Annotated in this window: 13 protein-coding genes; all 13 read left to right on the top strand. The window is 61.1% G+C overall.

Annotated elements, in window-relative coordinates; all coding sequences use genetic code 11:
- The 13 genes from OX462_RS22800 (at position 1) to typA (ending at position 18295) form a co-directional block, all read left to right on the top strand.
- Positions 1 to 939, top strand: a complete 939-nt coding sequence (locus tag OX462_RS22800; RefSeq protein ID WP_070219240.1) for an ABC transporter permease — start codon at positions 1 to 3, stop codon at positions 937 to 939.
- 9 nt (positions 940 to 948) lie between these two features.
- Positions 949 to 2064, top strand: coding sequence for an ABC transporter permease (locus tag OX462_RS22795; RefSeq protein WP_099410271.1), 1116 nt, complete (start codon positions 949 to 951; stop codon positions 2062 to 2064).
- Between the two features lie 9 nt (positions 2065 to 2073).
- Positions 2074 to 3765 carry an ABC transporter ATP-binding protein gene (locus tag OX462_RS22790; RefSeq protein WP_409027127.1) on the top strand — a complete coding sequence of 564 codons (1692 nt, stop codon included), beginning with the start codon at positions 2074 to 2076 and terminating at the stop codon, positions 3763 to 3765.
- Positions 3766 to 3792: 27 nt separating this feature from the next.
- On the top strand, positions 3793 to 4755 hold the full coding sequence (locus OX462_RS22785) for a VTT domain-containing protein (RefSeq protein WP_409027126.1): 963 nt from the start codon (positions 3793 to 3795) through the stop codon (positions 4753 to 4755).
- Positions 4756 to 5133: 378 nt separating this feature from the next.
- Positions 5134 to 6153: a glucokinase gene (locus OX462_RS22780; protein ID WP_070219236.1), complete on the top strand. Its 1020-nt coding sequence runs from the start codon at positions 5134 to 5136 to the stop codon at positions 6151 to 6153.
- 414 nt (positions 6154 to 6567) lie between these two features.
- A complete protein-coding gene (gene scpB, locus OX462_RS22775; RefSeq protein WP_070219235.1) occupies positions 6568 to 7362 on the top strand; it encodes an SMC-Scp complex subunit ScpB in 795 nt (264 codons plus the stop codon).
- Positions 7355 to 9433 (top strand): 23S rRNA pseudouridine(2605) synthase RluB, encoded by a 2079-nt coding sequence (gene rluB / locus OX462_RS22770; RefSeq protein WP_409027125.1) that lies wholly within the window; start codon positions 7355 to 7357, stop codon positions 9431 to 9433. The genes scpB and rluB overlap by 8 nt, the downstream gene beginning before the upstream one ends.
- A 344-nt stretch (positions 9434 to 9777) precedes the next feature.
- Positions 9778 to 10266, top strand: coding sequence for a ribosome maturation factor RimP (gene rimP / locus OX462_RS22765; RefSeq protein WP_035828693.1), 489 nt, complete (start codon positions 9778 to 9780; stop codon positions 10264 to 10266).
- Positions 10263 to 11828, top strand: a complete 1566-nt coding sequence (gene nusA / locus OX462_RS22760; protein ID WP_070222358.1) for a transcription termination factor NusA — start codon at positions 10263 to 10265, stop codon at positions 11826 to 11828. Before rimP ends, nusA begins: the two co-directional genes overlap by 4 nt.
- Before the next feature lie 46 nt (positions 11829 to 11874).
- On the top strand, positions 11875 to 14733 hold the full coding sequence (gene infB, locus OX462_RS22755; protein WP_070291157.1) for a translation initiation factor IF-2: 2859 nt from the start codon (positions 11875 to 11877) through the stop codon (positions 14731 to 14733).
- A gap of 120 nt (positions 14734 to 14853) precedes the next feature.
- Positions 14854 to 15270, top strand: a complete 417-nt coding sequence (gene rbfA, locus OX462_RS22750; protein ID WP_035825200.1) for a 30S ribosome-binding factor RbfA — start codon at positions 14854 to 14856, stop codon at positions 15268 to 15270.
- 2 nt (positions 15271 to 15272) lie between these two features.
- The gene (gene truB / locus OX462_RS22745) at positions 15273 to 16208 is read left to right on the top strand and encodes a tRNA pseudouridine(55) synthase TruB (RefSeq protein ID WP_409027124.1); all 936 of its coding nucleotides are present in this window, start codon (positions 15273 to 15275) and stop codon (positions 16206 to 16208) included.
- 254 nt (positions 16209 to 16462) lie between these two features.
- Positions 16463 to 18295: a translational GTPase TypA gene (gene typA, locus OX462_RS22740; RefSeq protein WP_070223676.1), complete on the top strand. Its 1833-nt coding sequence runs from the start codon at positions 16463 to 16465 to the stop codon at positions 18293 to 18295.
- Positions 18296 to 18411: the final 116 nt, after the last annotated feature.

Genomic DNA, 18411 nt, shown 5'->3' with positions numbered 1-18411 from the left:
ATGTTTGCTTATATCCTGCGCCGCTTGTGGCAGATGCTGCCCACCATGCTGGGCGTCGTCCTGCTGGTGTTTATATTGTTTAACTGGGTGGGCGGCGACCCCGCCTACATCCTGGCCGGCAAGATGTCTAGTGCGGAAAGCATCGCCAACATCCGCCGCCAGCTGGGCGTCGACCAGCCGTACTACGTGCAGCTGTGGATCTTCATCAAGCAGATCGTCACCTTTGATTTCGGTCAAAGCTGGGCCACGGGCGAGTCCGTGTCGCACATCATCACCTCGCGTCTGGGCCCGTCGATGATGGTGCTGATCCCGCTGACCGTGCTGGAAACCTTTTTCGGCGTGGCGCTGGCGCTGGCCATCGCGTTCGTGCGCGGTTCGCTGACGGACCGCATGGTGATGATTGCCTGCACGGTGGGCATGTCGATTTCCATTCTCGTCTACATCATCGTCTTCCAGTACGGTTTTGCTTACAAGCTGGGCCTGTTCCCCGTGCAGGGCTGGGGCGACAGCTTCTGGGAAAACCTGCTGCGCTATTCGACCCTGCCCATCCTGATTGGCCTGGCCGTGTCGATCGCGCCGACCCTGCGCCTGTTCCGCACCTTCGTGCTGGACGAGGCCAACCAGGATTACGTGCGCACGGCGCGCGCCAAGGGCCTCAAGGAAGGCCGCATCATGTGGGTCCACGTGCTGCGCAACGCCGGCATTCCCATCATTACCTATGTGATGTCGAACTTGCCGGCCCTGCTGATCGGCGCTTTCCTGCTGGAACGTTTCTTCGGCATTCCCGGCATCGGGCGTGAAGTGATTTTGGCCGTCGAGCGCAGCGACTTTCCGGTGATCAAGGCGATCACCGTGTATGTTGCCGCCGCCACCATGCTCTTCAACCTGCTCACCGACCTGCTGTACCAGGCGGTCGATCCTCGCGTACAACTGAAGTAGAAAGAGACGATGTCGAAACCTCATACATCGCCCGGCCTGTGGGCCCTGGCGTGGCGCCGTTTGCGCGGCGACAAGATTGCAATGGTATCGCTGGCCGTGGTCGGCGCATTTTTCCTGCTGGTGCTGGCGTCTGCCAGCGGCCTGGTGGCGGCGAACTGGGAAGACGAAGTTGCCGTCAGCTATGCACCGCCCACGTTTGTCGGCGCCGACAAGGATGCGGCCGGCGCCGCCGACGGCGCCATTCCCCAGTCCGACGAGCGCAGCGCGCCCACGCCAGTCAACGTGCTCGACCCGCTGGCCGACGATATCGCCGAACTGCGCGCCCAGATGGGCAGCAATCCATCTGCCGGCGTCGAGATGTACGGCGTCACCGACCCGCTGGCCGACGACTTGACGGCCTTGCGCGCCGGCATGGGCAAGACGAAAAAGCTGATCGCGCACAAGGCGGCGACCTTGCCTTTCGGCGCCGACAAGTGGGGTCACGATATCGTGCAGAAAACCATCAAGGGCGGCGAAACGTCGATCGTCGTGGGCCTGGTGGCGGCCTTGCTGGCCGTGGTGCTGGGCACCCTGTTTGGCGCCGTGTCCGGCTACTTCGGCGGCATCGTCGATGATTTCTTCAACTGGTTCTACAGCATCTTCACGTCGATCCCGTCGATTTTGATGATCTTGACGGTGGCGGCCGTGCTGCAGCAGAAGGGCGTGCTGACCATCGTGCTGATCCTCGGCTTGACGGGCTGGACGGGGCCGTACCGCCTGATCCGCGCCGAATACATCAAGCACAAGGCGCGCGAATACGTGATGGCGGCCGACGCCATCGGCGCCTCGCACTGGCGCAAGATGTTTTCGCACATCTTCCCGAACGTGAGTCACGTTGCCTTGGTGCAAATGTCGATTCTCGTGGTGGGCTTCATCAAGGCGGAAGTGATCCTGAGTTTCCTCGGCTTTGGCGTGCCGGTGGGCACCGTCTCGTGGGGCAGCATGCTCAACGAGGCACAAAATGAACTGATCCTGGGCAAATGGTGGCAGCTGACGGCCGCCGCCACGGCGATGGCCGTGCTGGTGACGGCGTTCTCGCTGTTTACCGATGCCTTGCGCGATGCGCTCGACCCCAAAGTGAAATAGGAGTTGCTCATGGACCAGAATAACCTGTTGGAAGTGCGCGACCTGCGCGTCACCTTCCGCCTGGACAAGAAGACCACGTTCGAAGCCGTCAAGGGCATCTCGTTCAACGTGCCGCGCAACAGCACCGTCGCCCTGGTGGGCGAGTCGGGCAGCGGCAAGTCCGTCAGCTCGCTGGCCGTGATGGGCCTGCTGCCGCCTGACAGCACCATCATCGATCCGCAATCGCGCATCCACTTCGGCGGGCGCGATTTGCTGCAACTGTCGATCGCCGAGCGCCGTACCATGTGCGGCAAGGATATCTCGATGATCTTCCAGGAACCGATGTCGTCCTTGAATCCCGTGTTCACGGTCGGCTTCCAGATCGCCGAAGTGCTGCGCCAGCACATGGGCATGAACCGCAAGCAGGCAAGGGCGCGTACGCTGGCGCTGCTCGAAGAAGTGGGCATACCCGACCCGGCCACGAAGATCGACGCCTACCCGAGCCAGATGTCGGGCGGCCAGCAGCAACGCGTGATGATCGCCATGGCGATCGCCTGCGAGCCGAAACTGCTGATCGCGGACGAACCGACGACGGCGCTGGACGTGACGATCCAGAAGCAGATCATGGACCTGATCGCGGCGCTGCAAAAGAAACACCAGATGTCCGTGCTCTTCATTACCCACGACCTGGGCCTGGTGGGGGAAATCTCCGACCAAGTGATCGTCATGCGCCACGGCGAAGTGCGCGAGACGGGGGAAGTGCGGCAAGTGTTCGACAGCCCCAAAGACCCGTACACCAAAGCATTACTACATTGTCGGCCTTCGCTGGACGAGCGCCCGTGGCGCTTGCCCGTCATCGCTGATTATATGGAAGGCAAGGCGGGCCCCGGCGTGGAGATGAAACAGCGCACGCGCGGCTACACGCCGGGCGACGAACCGGTGCTGGTGGTGAATAATCTCAGTAAAAGCTTTTATACGCGCGAAGGCCTGTTCGGCAAGCGCGAATTCCAGGCCGTCAAGGACGTGTCGTTCACTTTGCCGCGCGGAAAAACCCTGGGCGTGGTGGGCGAATCCGGTTCCGGCAAGACGACGGTGGGCCTGACCCTGCTGCGCTTGCACCAGGCAACTAGTGGCACGGCCATGTTCCACGGCAAGGACCTGATTGCCATGCCGAACAAAGAGTATTTGCCCTATAAACGCCGCATCCAGATCATCTTCCAGAATCCGTATGCGTCCTTGAATCCCCGCTTTACGGTGGGGCAGATTTTGCTGGAACCGATGCGCATCCACAAGATCGGTGCCGATGACAAGGAACGCATCGCCAAGGCCTACTGGCTGCTCGATAAAGTCGGCTTGCCGGAACAGGCTTTCCACCGCTATCCGCACGAGTTCTCGGGCGGCCAACGCCAGCGCATCGCCATTGCCCGTTGCCTGACCATGCAGCCGGAGATTCTGGTGTGCGACGAATCCGTCTCGGCGCTGGACGTGTCCGTGCAGGCGCAGGTGCTCAACCTGCTGCAGGATTTGCAGGATGAATTCGGCCTGTCCTACATCTTCATCTCGCACGACTTATCGGTGGTGAAATACATCGCCGACCAGGTGATGGTGATGCACAAGGGGCAGGTGGTGGAACTGGCCGATTCGGACGAGCTGTACCGCAATCCCGTGCATCCGTACACGCGCACCCTGTTGAGCGCCATACCGAAGGGCGTGCAGTTGTAGGGGGCTTTTTACGGTAAGATAGCGGCCATGCCCAACCTCATTTATCTGCTCGAACATTACGGTGTCCTGATTGTCTTTGGCATCGTGCTGGTGGAGCAGCTCGGTCTGCCGATTCCCGCCTTTCCCATCCTCGTGGTGGCGGGGGCGCTGGCCGTCGATGGCGACATGAATGGGGGGCTGGTGCTGGCCGCCGCGCTGGGCGCCTGCCTGATCAGCGACTTCACGTGGTTCCGCGCGGGCCGCCATTTCGGCAAGCGCATCCTGCGGCTGCTGTGCCGCATCTCGCTGTCGCCCGATTACTGCGTCAGCCAGACGGAAGACAAATTCAAGCGTTGGGGGCCGAAAGCCCTGATCGTCTCCAAGTTCGTGCCGGGATTCAATACCGTGGCCGCGCCCATGTCGGGTGCGCTCGGCACGCCGCCGCGCCTGTTCTTCCTGTATGCGGGCCTGGGCGCCTTGCTGTGGAGCGGCACCGGCATCGCCGTCGGCGTGATCTTTCACGCCAGCGTGCAGCAGGTGCTGGACTTGCTCAGCACCATGGGCAGTATGGCCTTGCTGATGCTGGCCGCCTTGCTGGGCTTGTTCCTGCTGTACAAATTCCTCGAACGCCGGCGTTTCCGCCAGGCCTTGCAGATCGAGCGCATCGGCATCGATGAATTGCTTGAACTCATAGAGCAGGGCGAGGAGCCGCTGATGGTCGACGCGCGCAGCGCCACGGCGCAAGCGCTGGAACCGGCCGTGCCGGGCGCCTTGTTCTTCAATGGCAAGGAGCCGGTGCCCGCCATGATCGCCATGGACAAGGACCGCCACATCATCGTGTATTGCAGCTGCCCCAACGACGTGACGGCCGCGCAAGTGGCCAAGCTGCTGCACCAGCACGGCTTTCACCGGGCCAAGCCCCTGCATGGCGGCCTCGACGCGTGGAATGCCGCCTACCGCTCGGACCAGCCGGCACCCGCCAGCCTGCTGGGCGAAGGCTTGCCCTCCTGATCGGCGCATGCCTGCCGCATCGCAGGCCGACCGTAAAAACCGGTAGTAATAATACGAAAGCGCTGTCGTGGGGCCGCCAGGACGGCAGCGCCGCGCCAGCGCCGCCCCATATAAAGCGGCTTTGCGCAAACTGCGGCATACTCTTGTTTTCAGGCGATTCCTGCTGCTATGCAGCATGCTTTTGGTGTATCTGGCGAGTGTAGGTACTTACTATAAATCATTGTTTTCGAGTAACTTTGGCCTTGCCTGTTGCATTTGGAGTGGAACTACCAATAAAGGCTTGTTTTGATGTACTTAAACTACAAACTTTGCTTGCCTCCGGGCGCATTCATCCTTTAAGCTTGGCGTCCCATGCGTCCCACTTCATCATTTAAAATCATGAGCGCTTCGTCTTCTCCCGTACTGCCGACTTCCGCCTTTGCCGATGGACCGCGCCTGCTGGCCGACGTGGGCGGCACCAATGCCCGTTTCGCCCTGGAAGTGGCCGCCGGCCACATCACCCTGGTCGAAGTGCTGCCCTGTGCCGATTACCCGAGTCTGTCCGCCGCCCTGCAAGCCTACCTGGCCCTGCCGCACATCGCTGCCGCAGGCGGGCAAGCCGTGCGCCATGCCGTGATCGCCATTGCCAACCCCGTCGACGGCGACTTCCTCAGCATGACGAACCACCACTGGTCGTTCTCGATCCGCGCCATGCGCGAAGAGTGCGGCTTCACGACCCTGGACGTGGTCAACGATTTCACGGCCCTGGCGCGTTCCTTGCCGCAGCTGTCGAGCGAACAGAAGCACCAGGTGGGCGCGGGCACGGCCCGTCCGAACACGGCCATCGGCCTGATCGGCGCCGGCACGGGCCTGGGCGTGTCGGGCCTGATTCCGTCGCACGGCGGCTGGATCGCCCTGCAAAGCGAAGGCGGCCACGTCAGCTTTGCGCCGTTCAATGAAACGGAAGTGAGCATCCTGCAATTTGCCTGGCGCGAATACGAGCACGTCTCGGCCGAGCGCCTGATTTCCGGCGATGGCCTGGAACTGATCTACCGCGCCCTGGCCGACCGCGCGGGCGTGCCCGCCGAAGCCTTGCCGGCGGCGGAAATCACGCGCCGCGCGCTGGCCGGCGAATCCCAGCTGTGCGACGACGTCATCGAAGCGTTCTGCTGCATGCTCGGCACGGTGGCGGGCAACGTCGCCGTCACCCTGGGCGCGCTGGGCGGCATTTATATCGGCGGCGGCATCGTGCCACGCCTGGGGGCGCGTTTCGACCGTTCCGGTTTCCGCGCCCGCTTCGAGCGCAAGGGCCGCTTCGCCAATTATGTGTCACAAGTACCGACCTTCGTCATCACGGCGCAGTATCCAGCTTTCCTGGGTGCATCGGCCATTCTTTCGGAGAAACTCGCCTCCCTGTGATGCGCGAGGTACGGGCGATGTGTCGCGCCAGGGCCGGGTAAAACGCGTGTTTTGCCCGGTTTTGCGCTTTTCCGCTTTTTATCAGGTACAATTGGCATCGTTGGATGAAACGACGACTGTCGCTCTCCTGTCTGGCTGGTTCGCCGCCACGGGAAAAGCAGCTGCTCCGGAGATCGTTTCATTGCTGGTTACTTAGTGAAGGTTAATTAAGGCCAGCACCATGGATGGCAGGACTTTCACTGCATCCGCTTTAATCCCGCTTTGCGCGCATCGGCCAAGGCGTCGGAAAAACAGCCTCAACTAGTAACCCAGCACGGCGTCATTATCGATGTCTGCCATCTGTTACGTTGAAATGAACGTTTTTGATTTCTTTCTCTGCATACGAATTGCAACACACATCCGCACAGAATTGCTATGAATACAATTGAGGCTAAAAAAGTCCTCGAAACCGCGTTGCTGTGCGCTCGTGAATCGCTGACGATCCACAGCCTGAAAAAGCTGTTCGTCGATGCGGACGAGAATGGTCGTGTGCGCGGTGTCGGCGTTGGCGCCGACACGATCAAGCAATTGCTGGAAGAGTTGCGCGACGAGTGGGAAGGGCGCGGCATCGAGATCGTCAGTCTGGCTTCGGGCTGGCGCTTTCAAAGTCGCCCGGAAATGAAGATGTATCTCGACCGGTTGACGCCCGAGCGGCCGCCCAAGTATTCGCGGGCGACCCTGGAAACCCTGGCCATCATCGCATACCGCCAGCCGGTGACGCGCGGCGATATCGAGGAAATTCGCGGCGTTGCCGTCAATTCGCAGACGATCAAGATGCTGGAAGACCGTGGCTGGGTCGATGCCATCGGCTACCGCGACGTGGTGGGACGGCCGGCCTTGCTGGCCACCACCAAGCAGTTTTTGGATGATCTGGGTTTGCAATCGCTGTCCCAGCTGCCGCCTTTGCAGCAAATCAGCGAGATGCAGGGCAACGGGCTTGAAGCCCTGGAAGCGGCCCTGCAAGAGAATTTTGACAAGGCAAGCAATGAGCTTGTCCCCCAGCTTGGTGCAGGTAGCAATACGGCTGTGACAGATGTAGATGTGACAGCAAGCCTTGATGCCGGCCCCGATGCTTCGCCCATGGACGAAGCCTACACTCACGACCCTGCGCCAGAACTAACGGTTGACGCTGCGCCAGGTCAGCACAGCCAAGAAACGAAGAATGAATAATCCGAACACACCCGAGACAGTAACCGCCAGCGACGAAGCCATCGTTGCCAAGCCCAAGCGCCGCACCAAGGCCCAGATCGAAGCTGACGCGGCTGCTGCCGGCACGGCTGGCGACGCTGTCGCCGCCAAGCCGAAGCGCCGCACGAAAGCCGACGTGGCCGCCGATGCGCCCGTCGCTGAAGCTGTCGCCGCCGACGCTGCGCCCGCCGCCAAGAAAACCCGCGCCAAGCCGGCCCTGAAGGCCGTGGCTGACGCCGCTGAAGCGGCTGCCGAAGCCGTCGCTGCACCTGCGCCGCGTCCGCCGCGCGCCCGCGCCGCCGCCAAGGCCGCTGCCGCCGTCGCTGAAACGGCGCCGGAAGCCGTCGTCGACAAGCCGGCCGAAGCACGCCCGACCCGCGGTCCGCGCCAGATGCGCGGCGTGCAGGCGGAGCGCGCGTTGCGCCAGCCGCCGCGCGCCGAAGCGCCGCAGGCAGCCGATGCCGTTGCCGCAGCGCCTGCCGCAGAGCAAGCTGCCGCGCCTGTCGCCGACGTGTTCGATGCCGAAGGCAACCTCGTGTCCGGCCCGCGCCTGCCGCGCGGTCCCCGCAACGACGTGCCGGGTGCCGGCAAGAATGCCGGCAAGAGCCGTAAAAAGGGCAAGGGCCGCCAGGCTGCGCCAGGCAAGCTCAGCGACGCTGATGCCGTCTTCTCGTTCGTTACTTCCGACGCCTTCGACAGTGAAGAAGGCGGCACGGGCCGTGTACAGAAAGCGGCCGTGCGCCGCGACCTGACGTCCGACGACGATGCGCCGAAGCTGCACAAGGTACTGGCCGAAGCCGGTCTCGGTTCGCGCCGCGACATGGAAGATCTGATCATTTCGGGCCGCGTGTCCGTGAATGGCGAGCCGGCCCACATCGGCCAGCGCATCTTGCCGAGCGATCATGTGCGCATCAACGGCAAGTTGATCCAGCGCCGCGTCAGCAAGAAGCCGCCGCGCGTGCTGGTCTACCACAAGCCGGCCGGCGAAATCGTCAGCCACAACGACCCGGACGGCCGTCCATCCGTCTTCGACCGCCTGCCGACCATGAAGGCGGGCAAGTGGCTGGCCGTTGGCCGCCTCGACTTCAACACGGAAGGCTTGCTGTTGTTTACCACGTCCGGTGACCTGGCCAACCGCCTGATGCACCCGCGCTACGGCATCGACCGCGAGTACGCCGTGCGTACCCTGGGCGAGCTGGAAGAGGGCATGCGCCAGAAGCTGCTGGCCGGCGTCGAGCTGGAAGACGGCCTGGCGCAGTTCTCGAAGATCGCCGATGGCGGCGGCGAAGGCATCAACAAGTGGTACCGCGTGGTGATCGGCGAAGGCCGTAACCGCGAAGTGCGCCGCATGTTCGAAGCCATCGGCCTGACCGTTTCGCGCCTGATCCGTACCCGCTACGGCGCCATGACCCTGCCGAGCGGCCTGAAACGCGGCCGCTGGGAAGAGATGGATGAAAACACCGTGCGCGACCTGCTGACCGCCTACGGCATCGAAAAGAAAATGCCGGCATCGGGCGACCCCCGTGCCGCTGGCGCCGCCAAGGGCCGCGAAGCGCGCAAGGCCAGCCGCGATGACGAGCCGAATGGCAACCGCATCGATGTGAGCAACCGCAACGCCGATCCGTTCCCTGTCGCGCCGCGCCGTGGCCAGCCGCAAGGCCAGTTTGCCCGTCCGCAAGGCCAGGGCCGCCCGGGCGGCGCCGGCCGTCCAGGCGAAGCGCGTGGTCCGGGCCGCGGCCAGCCGCAAGGTCCGTTCCAGGGGGGTCAGCCCCGCTCGTCGGCATCGTTCGAAGGCGCGCAAGGCCAAGGCCAGGGCCGTCCGCCGCGTACGGCAGGCCAGGGTCAAGGCCGTCCGGGTGGCGAAGGCCGCGCGCCGCAGCGCGGTCCGCGCCAGCCCGATCCGCTGCAAACGGCCTTCGGCTTCGCCAACACGGGTCCGCGCCGCAATGCCGGCGGTGGTGCCGGTGGGCAAGCACGTTCCGGCGGCCAGCCGCGCGGCGGCATGGATCGCGGCGGCATGGATGGCATGCCGCGCCGCCGCAGCAAAGGTTAATCGGGAAGAGTTTCTTCTTGCGCGCCCGCTGATCTGCCGCGGGCGCGCGCTCTTGTAACTGTTGTAAGCCGGGCCGCTCCTCGTGTGCGGCATTGCGGCGAAGTTAATAAGAGGTTATAATCTGCAGCCTAATAAAAGTTCTCCGCAGGGTTGTTTGGTGGGGAGTGCTTTCATCTGGTTGGGAAAATACAAGAAGATGGGCAGATGCCCATTTTTTTTTTGTTGAACCGTTTGTAATGGCTCCGCAAGGGGCCATATATGACTTGAATGCGTGTTTTTGCATGTTGTCGGCGCTTATTGCGGCGCTGTCATGCCGAAAACGGGCCTTATTTCTGGAGAATTTCTTGCAGCAGTTGGGATTAATTGAAAAGACAGTTACAGGTCTGGGCTATGAGCTCGTTGATGTCGAACGTGCCGAGCGCGGGCTGCTGCGCGTCTTTATTGATTTCAGCGCCGCCGATGCCGCTGAAAAAGGTCCGATCACGGTCGAAGACTGTGCCACGGTCAGTCACCAGTTATCGCATGTGTTGACGGTAGAGAACGTTCCTTACGAGCGTCTCGAGATTTCTTCCCCGGGTCTCGATCGTCCGGTGCGCAAGCTGGAAGACTTTGTCCGTTTCGCAGGCCAGGAAATCATCGTCAAGCTGATGGTGGCGATGCCGGGTACGAACAACCGGAAATCGTTCCAGGGGATCTTGCAAGAACCCGTGGGCGATAAATTGTCGTTGGAATTTGAAGGTAAGGATGGTCCGGCGATGTTGGAGTTTACGCTCGCCGATGTGGATAAGGCACGCTTGGTGCCGCAGGTGGTTTTTAAGGGACGCAAAGCATGAGCCGCGAAGTTTTATTATTGGTTGACGCGCTGGCGCGCGAAAAAAACGTCGATAAAGATGTCGTCTTCGGCGCCCTCGAATTCGCGTTGGCGCAAGCCACGAAGAAACGGTATGAGGGTGAAGTAGACATCCGCGTTTCGATCGACCGCGAAACGGGCGAATTCGAATCGTTCCGCCGCTGGCACGTCGTGCCCGATGAAGCGGGCCTGCAATTGCCGGATCAGGAGATCCTGCATTTCGAGGCAAAAGAACAGATTCCCGATATCGAAGTCGATGACCATATCGAAGAACCGATCGAATCCGTTGAATTCGGCCGCCGTTTCGCCCAGGATACCAAACAGGTGGTCCTGCAGCGCGTGCGTGACGCCGAACGCGAACAGATCCTGGTCGACTTCCTGGAACGCGGCGATTCGCTCGTCACCGGCACCATCAAGCGCATGGAGCGCGGCGACGCCATCGTCGAATCGGGCAAGATCGAAGCACGTCTGCCACGCGACCAGATGATCCCGAAAGAGAATCTGCGTATCGGCGACCGCGTGCGTGCATACATCTTGCGCATCGACCGCAATATGCGCGGCCCGCAAGTGATCCTGTCGCGCACCGCGCCGGAATTCATCATGAAGCTGTTCGAGCTGGAAGTGCCGGAAATCGAGCAAGGCATGCTGGAAATTAAATCCGCAGCCCGCGATGCCGGCGTGCGCGCCAAGATCGCCGTCTACACGGCCGACAAGCGCATCGACCCGATCGGTACTTGCGTCGGCATGCGCGGTTCGCGCGTGCAGGCCGTGACCGGCGAGTTGGGCGGCGAACGCGTCGACATCGTGCTGTGGTCGGAAGATCCGGCGCAGTTCGTCATCGGCGCCCTGGCGCCGGCGAACGTGTCGTCGATCATGGTCGATGAAGAAAAACACGCGATGGATGTCGTCGTGGACGAAGAAAACCTGGCAATCGCGATCGGCCGTTCCGGCCAGAACGTGCGCCTGGCCTCGGACCTGACCGGCTGGAAGATCAACATCATGACGGCCGAAGAATCGGCTGACAAAGCTGCCCAGGAAACGGCTGCCGTGCGCATCCTGTTCATGGAAAAGCTCGATGTCGACCAGGAAGTGGCCGATATTCTGGTGGAAGAAGGTTTCGCCAGTCTGGAAGAAATCGCTTACGTGCCAATTTCCGAAATGCTGGAAATCGAATCGTTTGACGAAGATACCGTCAATGAACTCCGTACCCGTGCGCGTGATGCGCTCGTGACCGAAGCGATCGCTTCGGAAGAGGGTCTGGAAGGCATGGACGAGGCGTTGGTGAATCTGGAAGGCATGGATCGCATCACCGCCGGCAAGCTGGGTCTGGCTGGTATCAAGACCGTAGAAGCATTTGCAGCACTGGCATACGACGAATTTGGCGCAATCCTGGCCTTGTCTGCGGACCGTGCGCGTGAACTGATTACAAGTGAATTTAAAGATGTGACCGACGATGAGATGAAGTTGGTTGACTCGAAATACGACGATCGTGCCAAGGCGTTGCAAGCCAAGGCATGGAGTCTGGCCGAATCCGCAAAGGCTTAATTTGAGTATCTTTATCATCTCCGCGACACATAGAAAAGAGGACTGAATGGCGAGTAACAACGTAGCCCAATTTGCCACCGAACTGAAGATGCCTGCAGATTTGCTGCTGACGCAGCTGCGTTCTGCCGGCGTCGAGAAAAGTTCGACGTCAGATCCATTGTCGAAAGATGATAAGGACAAGCTTTTGGATCATCTGCGCCGCACACACGGCGCAGCGGCTGACACAGAAAAGAAAAAAATCACCGTGACCCGCAAGGAAACGACTGAGATCAAGCAAGCAGACGCCACCGGCAAATCGCGCACGATCCAGGTTGAAGTGCGCAAGAAACGCACTTTCGTCCAGCGTGACGAAGCTGCGCCGGTCGCGGCAGAACCGGCCGCGCCTGCCGCACCGGTGATCGATCCCGCCGACGTGGCGCGCCGTGAAGAAGAAGCCCGTAAACAGGCTGAACTGATCGCCCGCCAGGAAGCCGATCTGCGCGAAAAACAAGAACGTCTGGCCAAGCTCGACGCGGAAAAAGAAGCCCAGGCGAAAGCCACGCAACAGGCTGAATTGGCTGCGAAGAAAGAAGCGGAAGCGGAAGCGAAGAAAGCGGCAGCCAAAGCTGCCGCCGCGCCTGCCGCCAGCGCCGCTGCGCCTGTCGTTGACGACGCCGCCGCCGAAGCGAAAAAAGCCGCTGCCGCTGAAGAAGCGAAAAAGAAAGCCGCCGCCGCTGCTGTTGCCGCCAAGGAAGCCGCTGACAAAGCGGAAGCCACCGAGCGTGCACGCAAGGCTGTTGCCGACGAAGTTGCCCAGATCAAGGCCATGATGAACGCGCCACGCCGCGCCATCAAGGCACCGGAACCCGTACCGGTTCCCGTCAAGCCGAAGGCGCCGGAAGGCACCCTGCACAAGCCTGCTGACAAGAAACCTGGCGACAAGCCGGGCGACAAGAAGCCTGCTGTTGCAGACAAGAAATCCATCAAGTCGGCCAATGTGTCGTCCACCTGGTCCGATGACGCGAAAAAACGCGGCACCACCGGTGGTCCCAAGCCACGCGGCAACAGCGGCCCAGGCGGCCGTGACAGCTGGCGCGGTGGCGCGAAGGGCCGTCGCCCGACGCACCATGACGACCGTGAATCGAACTTCCAGGCACCGACGGAAGCCGTCGTCAAGGACGTGCACGTACCGGAAACGATCACCGTGGCCGAACTGGCGCACAAAATGTCCGTCAAGGCATCCGAAGTCATCAAGCATTTGATGAAATTGGGCCAGATGTGCACGATCAACCAGGTGCTGGACCAGGAAACCGCCATGATTCTGGTGGAAGAAATGGGCCACAAGGCGTTCGCCGCCGAACTGGACGATCCGGAAGCGCTGCTGGCCGACGTGGGCGAACACGCGCACTTCGAAACCAAGCCACGCGCACCGGTGGTCACCGTCATGGGTCACGTCGACCACGGCAAGACCTCGCTGCTCGATTACATCCGTCGCGCCAAGGTGGCTTCCGGCGAAGCGGGCGGCATTACGCAGCATATCGGCGCTTACCACGTCGATACGCCACGCGGCATGATCACCTTCCTCGACACCCCGGGCCACGAAGCGTTTACCGCCATGCGTGCCCGTGGCGCCAAGGCAACCGACATCGTCATTCTGGTGGTTGCCGCCGACGATGGCGTGATGCCGCAAACGAAAGAAGCGATTGCCCATGCGAAAGCAGCCGGCGTACCGCTGGTGGTGGCGATCAACAAGGTCGACAAACCAGGCGGCAACGTGGACCGCGTGACGCAGGAACTGGTCGCCGAACAAGTCGTGCCGGAAGAATACGGTGGCGAATCGCCATTCGTGCCGGTGTCGGCCAAAACGGGCCAGGGTATCGACGATCTGCTGGAACAAGTGCTGTTGCAAGCCGAAGTGCTGGAACTGACGGCACCGGTCGATGCGCCTGCGCGCGGCCTGGTAGTCGAGGCGCGTCTGGACAAGGGCCGTGGTCCTGTCGCGACGATCCTGGTGCAGTCCGGTACCCTGAAGCGCGGCGACGTGATTCTGGCGGGCTCTTCGTATGGCCGCGTTCGCGCCATGCTGGACGAGAACGGCAAGTCCATCGCTGAAGCGGGTCCTTCGATTCCGGTCGAAATCCAGGGTCTGACGGAAGTGCCGGTTGCCGGTGAAGAAGTCGTCGTCATGGCTGACGAGCGCAAGGCGCGCGAAATCGGTCTGTTCCGTCAAGGTAAGTTCCGCGACGTGAAACTGGCGAAACAGCAAGCTGCGAAACTGGAAAACATGTTCGACCAGATGGCCGAAGGCGAAGTGAAAAACTTGCCGTTGATCATCAAAACCGACGTGCAAGGTTCGCAAGAAGCGCTGGTCGGTTCGCTGCAGAAACTGTCGACCTCCGAAGTGCGCGTACAAGTGGTTCACGCGGCCGTCGGCGGCATCACGGAATCGGACGTCAACCTGGCAGTCGCCTCGAAAGCGGTCATCATCGGCTTTAACGCCCGTGCTGATGCCCAGGCACGCAAGCTGGCCGAGTCGAATGGCGTGGACATTCGCTACTACAACATCATTTACGATGCGATCGACGAGATCAAATCGGCGTTGTCGGGCATGTTGGCACCAGAGAAACGCGAAACCGTCATCGGCCAAGTCGAGATCCGCCAGGTTATCCTGGTCTCGAAGGTCGGCGCGATTGCCGGTTGCCTGGTCACCGATGGCGTGGTCAAGCGTGCTTCTTCCGTCCGCCTGTTGCGCAACAACATCGTGGTGTGGAGCGGCGAGATCGACTCCCTGAAACGCTTCAAGGACGATGCGAAAGAAGTTCGCGCCGGTCTGGAGTGCGGCCTGTCGCTGAAGAACTACAACGACATTCAGGTTGGCGACACGCTGGAAGTATTCGAAGTCCAGGAAATCGCTCGTACCCTGTAATCGCAGCAGCAATGAAAACCGCGCGGACATACCGTTGTCCGCGCAAACACGTGGGGCGCATTGGTCAACGGGCAACCGTTTGACCCATGCGCCCTGCGGCACTTAGGACAGCATAAAATCATGGCTAAACATAGCAAAACCATGCCAGCGCGCGGCTTGCGCGTGGCCGACCAGATCCAGCGCGATCTGGCTGAGATCGTCGCCTACGAATTGAAAGACCCGCGCGTGGGCACGATGATCACCATCACCGAAGTGCAGATCACGCCCGATTACGCGCACGCCAAGGTGTTTTTCACGATGTTGAAAGACAGCAAGGAAGCCATCAAGAACACCACCGAAGGCCTGATGGCCGCCTCGGGCTTCATCCGTGGCTTGCTGGGCAAGCGCCTGCACATCCACACCCTGCCGATGCTGCATTTCGTGCACGACAGCTCGACCTCGCGCGGCATGGAAATGTCGCTCCTGATCGACAAGGCCAATGCCACGCGCGCGGCCGACGCCGAGCCGGATGTCAAACCAGAAGCGGACGAGCAATAACAGTGGCGGGTCCGAAGAAACCACCGGGCATCAAGCGGGTGCGCGACCTGGTCGATGGCGTCTTGCTGCTCGATAAGCCCGTGGGCTGGTCCAGCAACGATGCCCTGATCAAGGCCAAGCGCGTGCTGAACGCGAAAAAAGCGGGCCATACGGGCACCCTGGATCCGTTCGCCACGGGCTTGCTGCCGCTGTGCTTTGGCGAGGCGACCAAGTTCTCGCAGGACTTGCTGGAAGCCGACAAGACCTACGAAACCCTGGTGCACCTGGGGCAGACGACGGATACGGGTGACACGGAAGGCGAAGTGCTGGAAACGCGCGACGTCAACGTCACGCAAGAGCAGATCGAAGCCGTGCTGGCGCGGTTCCGCGGGCCTATCCTGCAGACGCCGCCCATGTACTCGGCCTTGAAAAGGGACGGCAAGCCCCTATATGAGTATGCAAGGGCAGGCATCACCCTGGAGCGCGAAGCGCGCCCGGTGACCATCCACAAGCTCGAGTTCCTCGGCTACGAAGCCCCGTTCCTGAAATTGTCCGTGATGTGCAGCAAGGGCACGTATATCCGCGTGCTGGGCGAAGACATCGGCCATGCCCTCGGTTGCGGCGGCCATCTGAACGCCTTGCGCCGCACGCAGGTGGGCAATCTGACTTTGGACGGCGTCGTGACCCTCGATGAGCTGACGGCGCATGCCGCGCCGCTGAGTCTGCTGGCGCCCGTCGATGCATTATTGTCGAGTTTCCCCGCCGTGCAGCTGACGGAAGAATTGGCCAAGCGTTTCCTGCATGGCCAGCGCATCGCGCTGGGCAAGGAAGACGTTGCCGTACCAAACGAGCCGGGCAGGGTGCGCGTGTATCACGACAGCAAGCTGTTGGGCACGGGCCAGTTGCAGGAGTACAGCATCCTGGCGCCCGAACGGCTCATTGCCACGGCACATCAATAAAAGCTGGGGTCAGACCCCCTCGACCGTTGGCGCAAGCCTCTGAGTTGGCGGGATTGAGGGTCTGACCCCGGCATGCACTCTTCAAACAGTGTCGCTTTTTTAAACAATCCGTCCCCGACTGCGGGAGCCGCCAGCATTTTTAGATAGCGTTGCAACGCAACATGCTATACTACGCGGTTCCGGAAATAGATTAGCATTCGGGTATCTCGTACACCTTGTACGCACTCCGCAGTTTTTCAGTAACTACTACGACCATGTCAAATACAAAACGCGCAATTCGTAATATCGCCATTATCGCCCACGTTGACCACGGCAAAACCACGCTGGTGGATCAGCTGCTGCGCCAGTCCGGCACCTTCCGTGAAAACCAAGCGGTCGACACCCGAGTCATGGACTCGAACGACCTGGAAAAGGAGCGCGGCATTACGATTCTGTCGAAGAACTGCGCTGTTGAGTACGAAGGCACCCACATCAATATCGTCGACACCCCAGGCCACGCCGACTTCGGCGGCGAAGTGGAACGTGTTCTGTCGATGGTGGACTCGGTTCTGCTGCTGATCGATGCACAGGAAGGCCCGATGCCGCAAACCCGTTTCGTCACGCGCAAGGCGCTGGCACTGGGTCTGAAGCCTATCGTGATCGTCAACAAGATCGACCGTCCAGGCGCACGTCCTGACTGGGCCATCAACCAGACGTTCGAACTGTTCGACAAGCTGGGCGCAACCGACGAGCAACTGGATTTCCCTATCGTTTACGCTTCCGGCCTGAACGGCTATGCCGGCCTGACCGAAGACGTGCGCGGCGGCGACATGAAGCCGATGTTCGACGCCATCCTGGAACACGTTCCAGTACGTGACGACAATCCGGAAGGCCCGCTGCAAATGCAGATCACCTCGCTGGACTACTCGTCGTACGTCGGCAAGATCGGCATTGGCCGCGTCAACCGCGGTACCGTGAAAGTTGGTCAAGACGTGCTGGTCATCAATGGCCCAGGCGCCACGCCAATCAAAGGCCGCATCAACCAGGTGCTGAACTTCAAGGGCCTGGAGCGCGTGCTGGTGGACGAAGCTGTTGCCGGCGACATTTGCCTGATCAACGGTATCGACGAAATCGGCATCGGTTCGACCCTGTGCGCACTGGACACCCCGGAAGCGCTGCCGATGCTGACCGTCGACGAGCCAACGTTGACCATGAACTTCATGGTCAACAACTCGCCACTGGCTGGCCGCGAAGGCAAGTTCGTGACTTCGCGCCAACTGCGTGACCGTCTGGAAAAAGAATTGAAAGCCAACGTTGCTCTGCGCGTAGCGCCGACCGACGACGACACGATCTTTGAAGTATCGGGCCGCGGCGAGCTGCACCTGACGATTCTGATCGAAAACATGCGTCGCGAAGGCTTCGAGCTGGCCGTATCGCGTCCACGCGTGGTCTTCAAGATGGTCGATGGCGTGCGCCACGAGCCGTTTGAAAACCTGTCGGTCGACGTGGAAGAAGCCAACCAGGGCGGCGTCATGGAAGAACTGGGCCGTCGTCGCGGCGACCTGCAAAACATGGAATCGGATGGCAAGGGCCGCGTGCGTCTCGAGTACCTGATCCCGGCGCGTGGCCTGATCGGCTTCCAGGGCGAATTCATGACCCTGACCCGCGGTACCGGCTTGATGAGCCACGTGTTCCATGAATACGCACCGGTCGACAACACCCGTGGCGAAATGGCTGGCCGTCGTAACGGCGTGCTGATCTCGCAAGATGACGGCGCCGCCGTTGCCTACGCTATCTGGAAACTGCAAGACCGCGGCCGCATGTTCGTGTCGCACAATGACCCAGTCTACGAAGGCATGGTCATCGGTATCCACTCGCGCGACAACGACCTGGTCGTCAACCCGATCAAGGGCAAGCAGTTGACCAACGTGCGTTCGTCGGGTACCGACGAAGCGGTGCGCCTGGTGCCGCCTATCCAGATGTCGCTGGAATACGCAGTCGAATTCATCGAGGACGACGAACTGGTGGAAATCACCCCGAAATCGATCCGTCTGCGCAAGCGCTTCCTGAAAGAGCACGAGCGTAAAAAAGCGTCGCGCGACGCGTAATACCCGCGTGAGCATGGATTGACGTCCATGCCGCTTTCGGCCCGCTGCGCCGCATGACTTTAACCGGTGATGCGCGCAGCGGGTTTGTTGTTTGTAGAAGCTGTTGTGTATTGACC

Origin of the sequence: Janthinobacterium aestuarii (assembly GCF_046113285.1) — a bacterium.
GTDB lineage: Bacteria > Pseudomonadota > Gammaproteobacteria > Burkholderiales > Burkholderiaceae_D > Janthinobacterium.
This window is presented reverse-complemented; position numbering and strand designations above follow the sequence as displayed.

Bases quoted from the DNA above. Each gene is read 5' to 3' on its own strand.
- OX462_RS22800 (WP_070219240.1), top strand. From the start codon at position 1: ATGTTTGCTTATATCCTGCGCCGCTTGTGGCAGATGCTGCCCACCATG.
- OX462_RS22795 (WP_099410271.1), top strand. From the start codon at position 949: ATGTCGAAACCTCATACATCGCCCGGCCTGTGGGCCCTGGCGTGGCGC.
- OX462_RS22790 (WP_409027127.1), top strand. From the start codon at position 2,074: ATGGACCAGAATAACCTGTTGGAAGTGCGCGACCTGCGCGTCACCTTC.
- OX462_RS22785 (WP_409027126.1), top strand. From the start codon at position 3,793: ATGCCCAACCTCATTTATCTGCTCGAACATTACGGTGTCCTGATTGTC.
- OX462_RS22780 (WP_070219236.1), top strand. From the start codon at position 5,134: ATGAGCGCTTCGTCTTCTCCCGTACTGCCGACTTCCGCCTTTGCCGAT.
- scpB (WP_070219235.1), top strand. From the start codon at position 6,568: ATGAATACAATTGAGGCTAAAAAAGTCCTCGAAACCGCGTTGCTGTGC.
- rluB (WP_409027125.1), top strand. From the start codon at position 7,355: ATGAATAATCCGAACACACCCGAGACAGTAACCGCCAGCGACGAAGCC.
- nusA (WP_070222358.1), top strand. From the start codon at position 10,263: ATGAGCCGCGAAGTTTTATTATTGGTTGACGCGCTGGCGCGCGAAAAA.
- infB (WP_070291157.1), top strand. From the start codon at position 11,875: ATGGCGAGTAACAACGTAGCCCAATTTGCCACCGAACTGAAGATGCCT.
- rbfA (WP_035825200.1), top strand. From the start codon at position 14,854: ATGGCTAAACATAGCAAAACCATGCCAGCGCGCGGCTTGCGCGTGGCC.
- typA (WP_070223676.1), top strand. From the start codon at position 16,463: ATGTCAAATACAAAACGCGCAATTCGTAATATCGCCATTATCGCCCAC.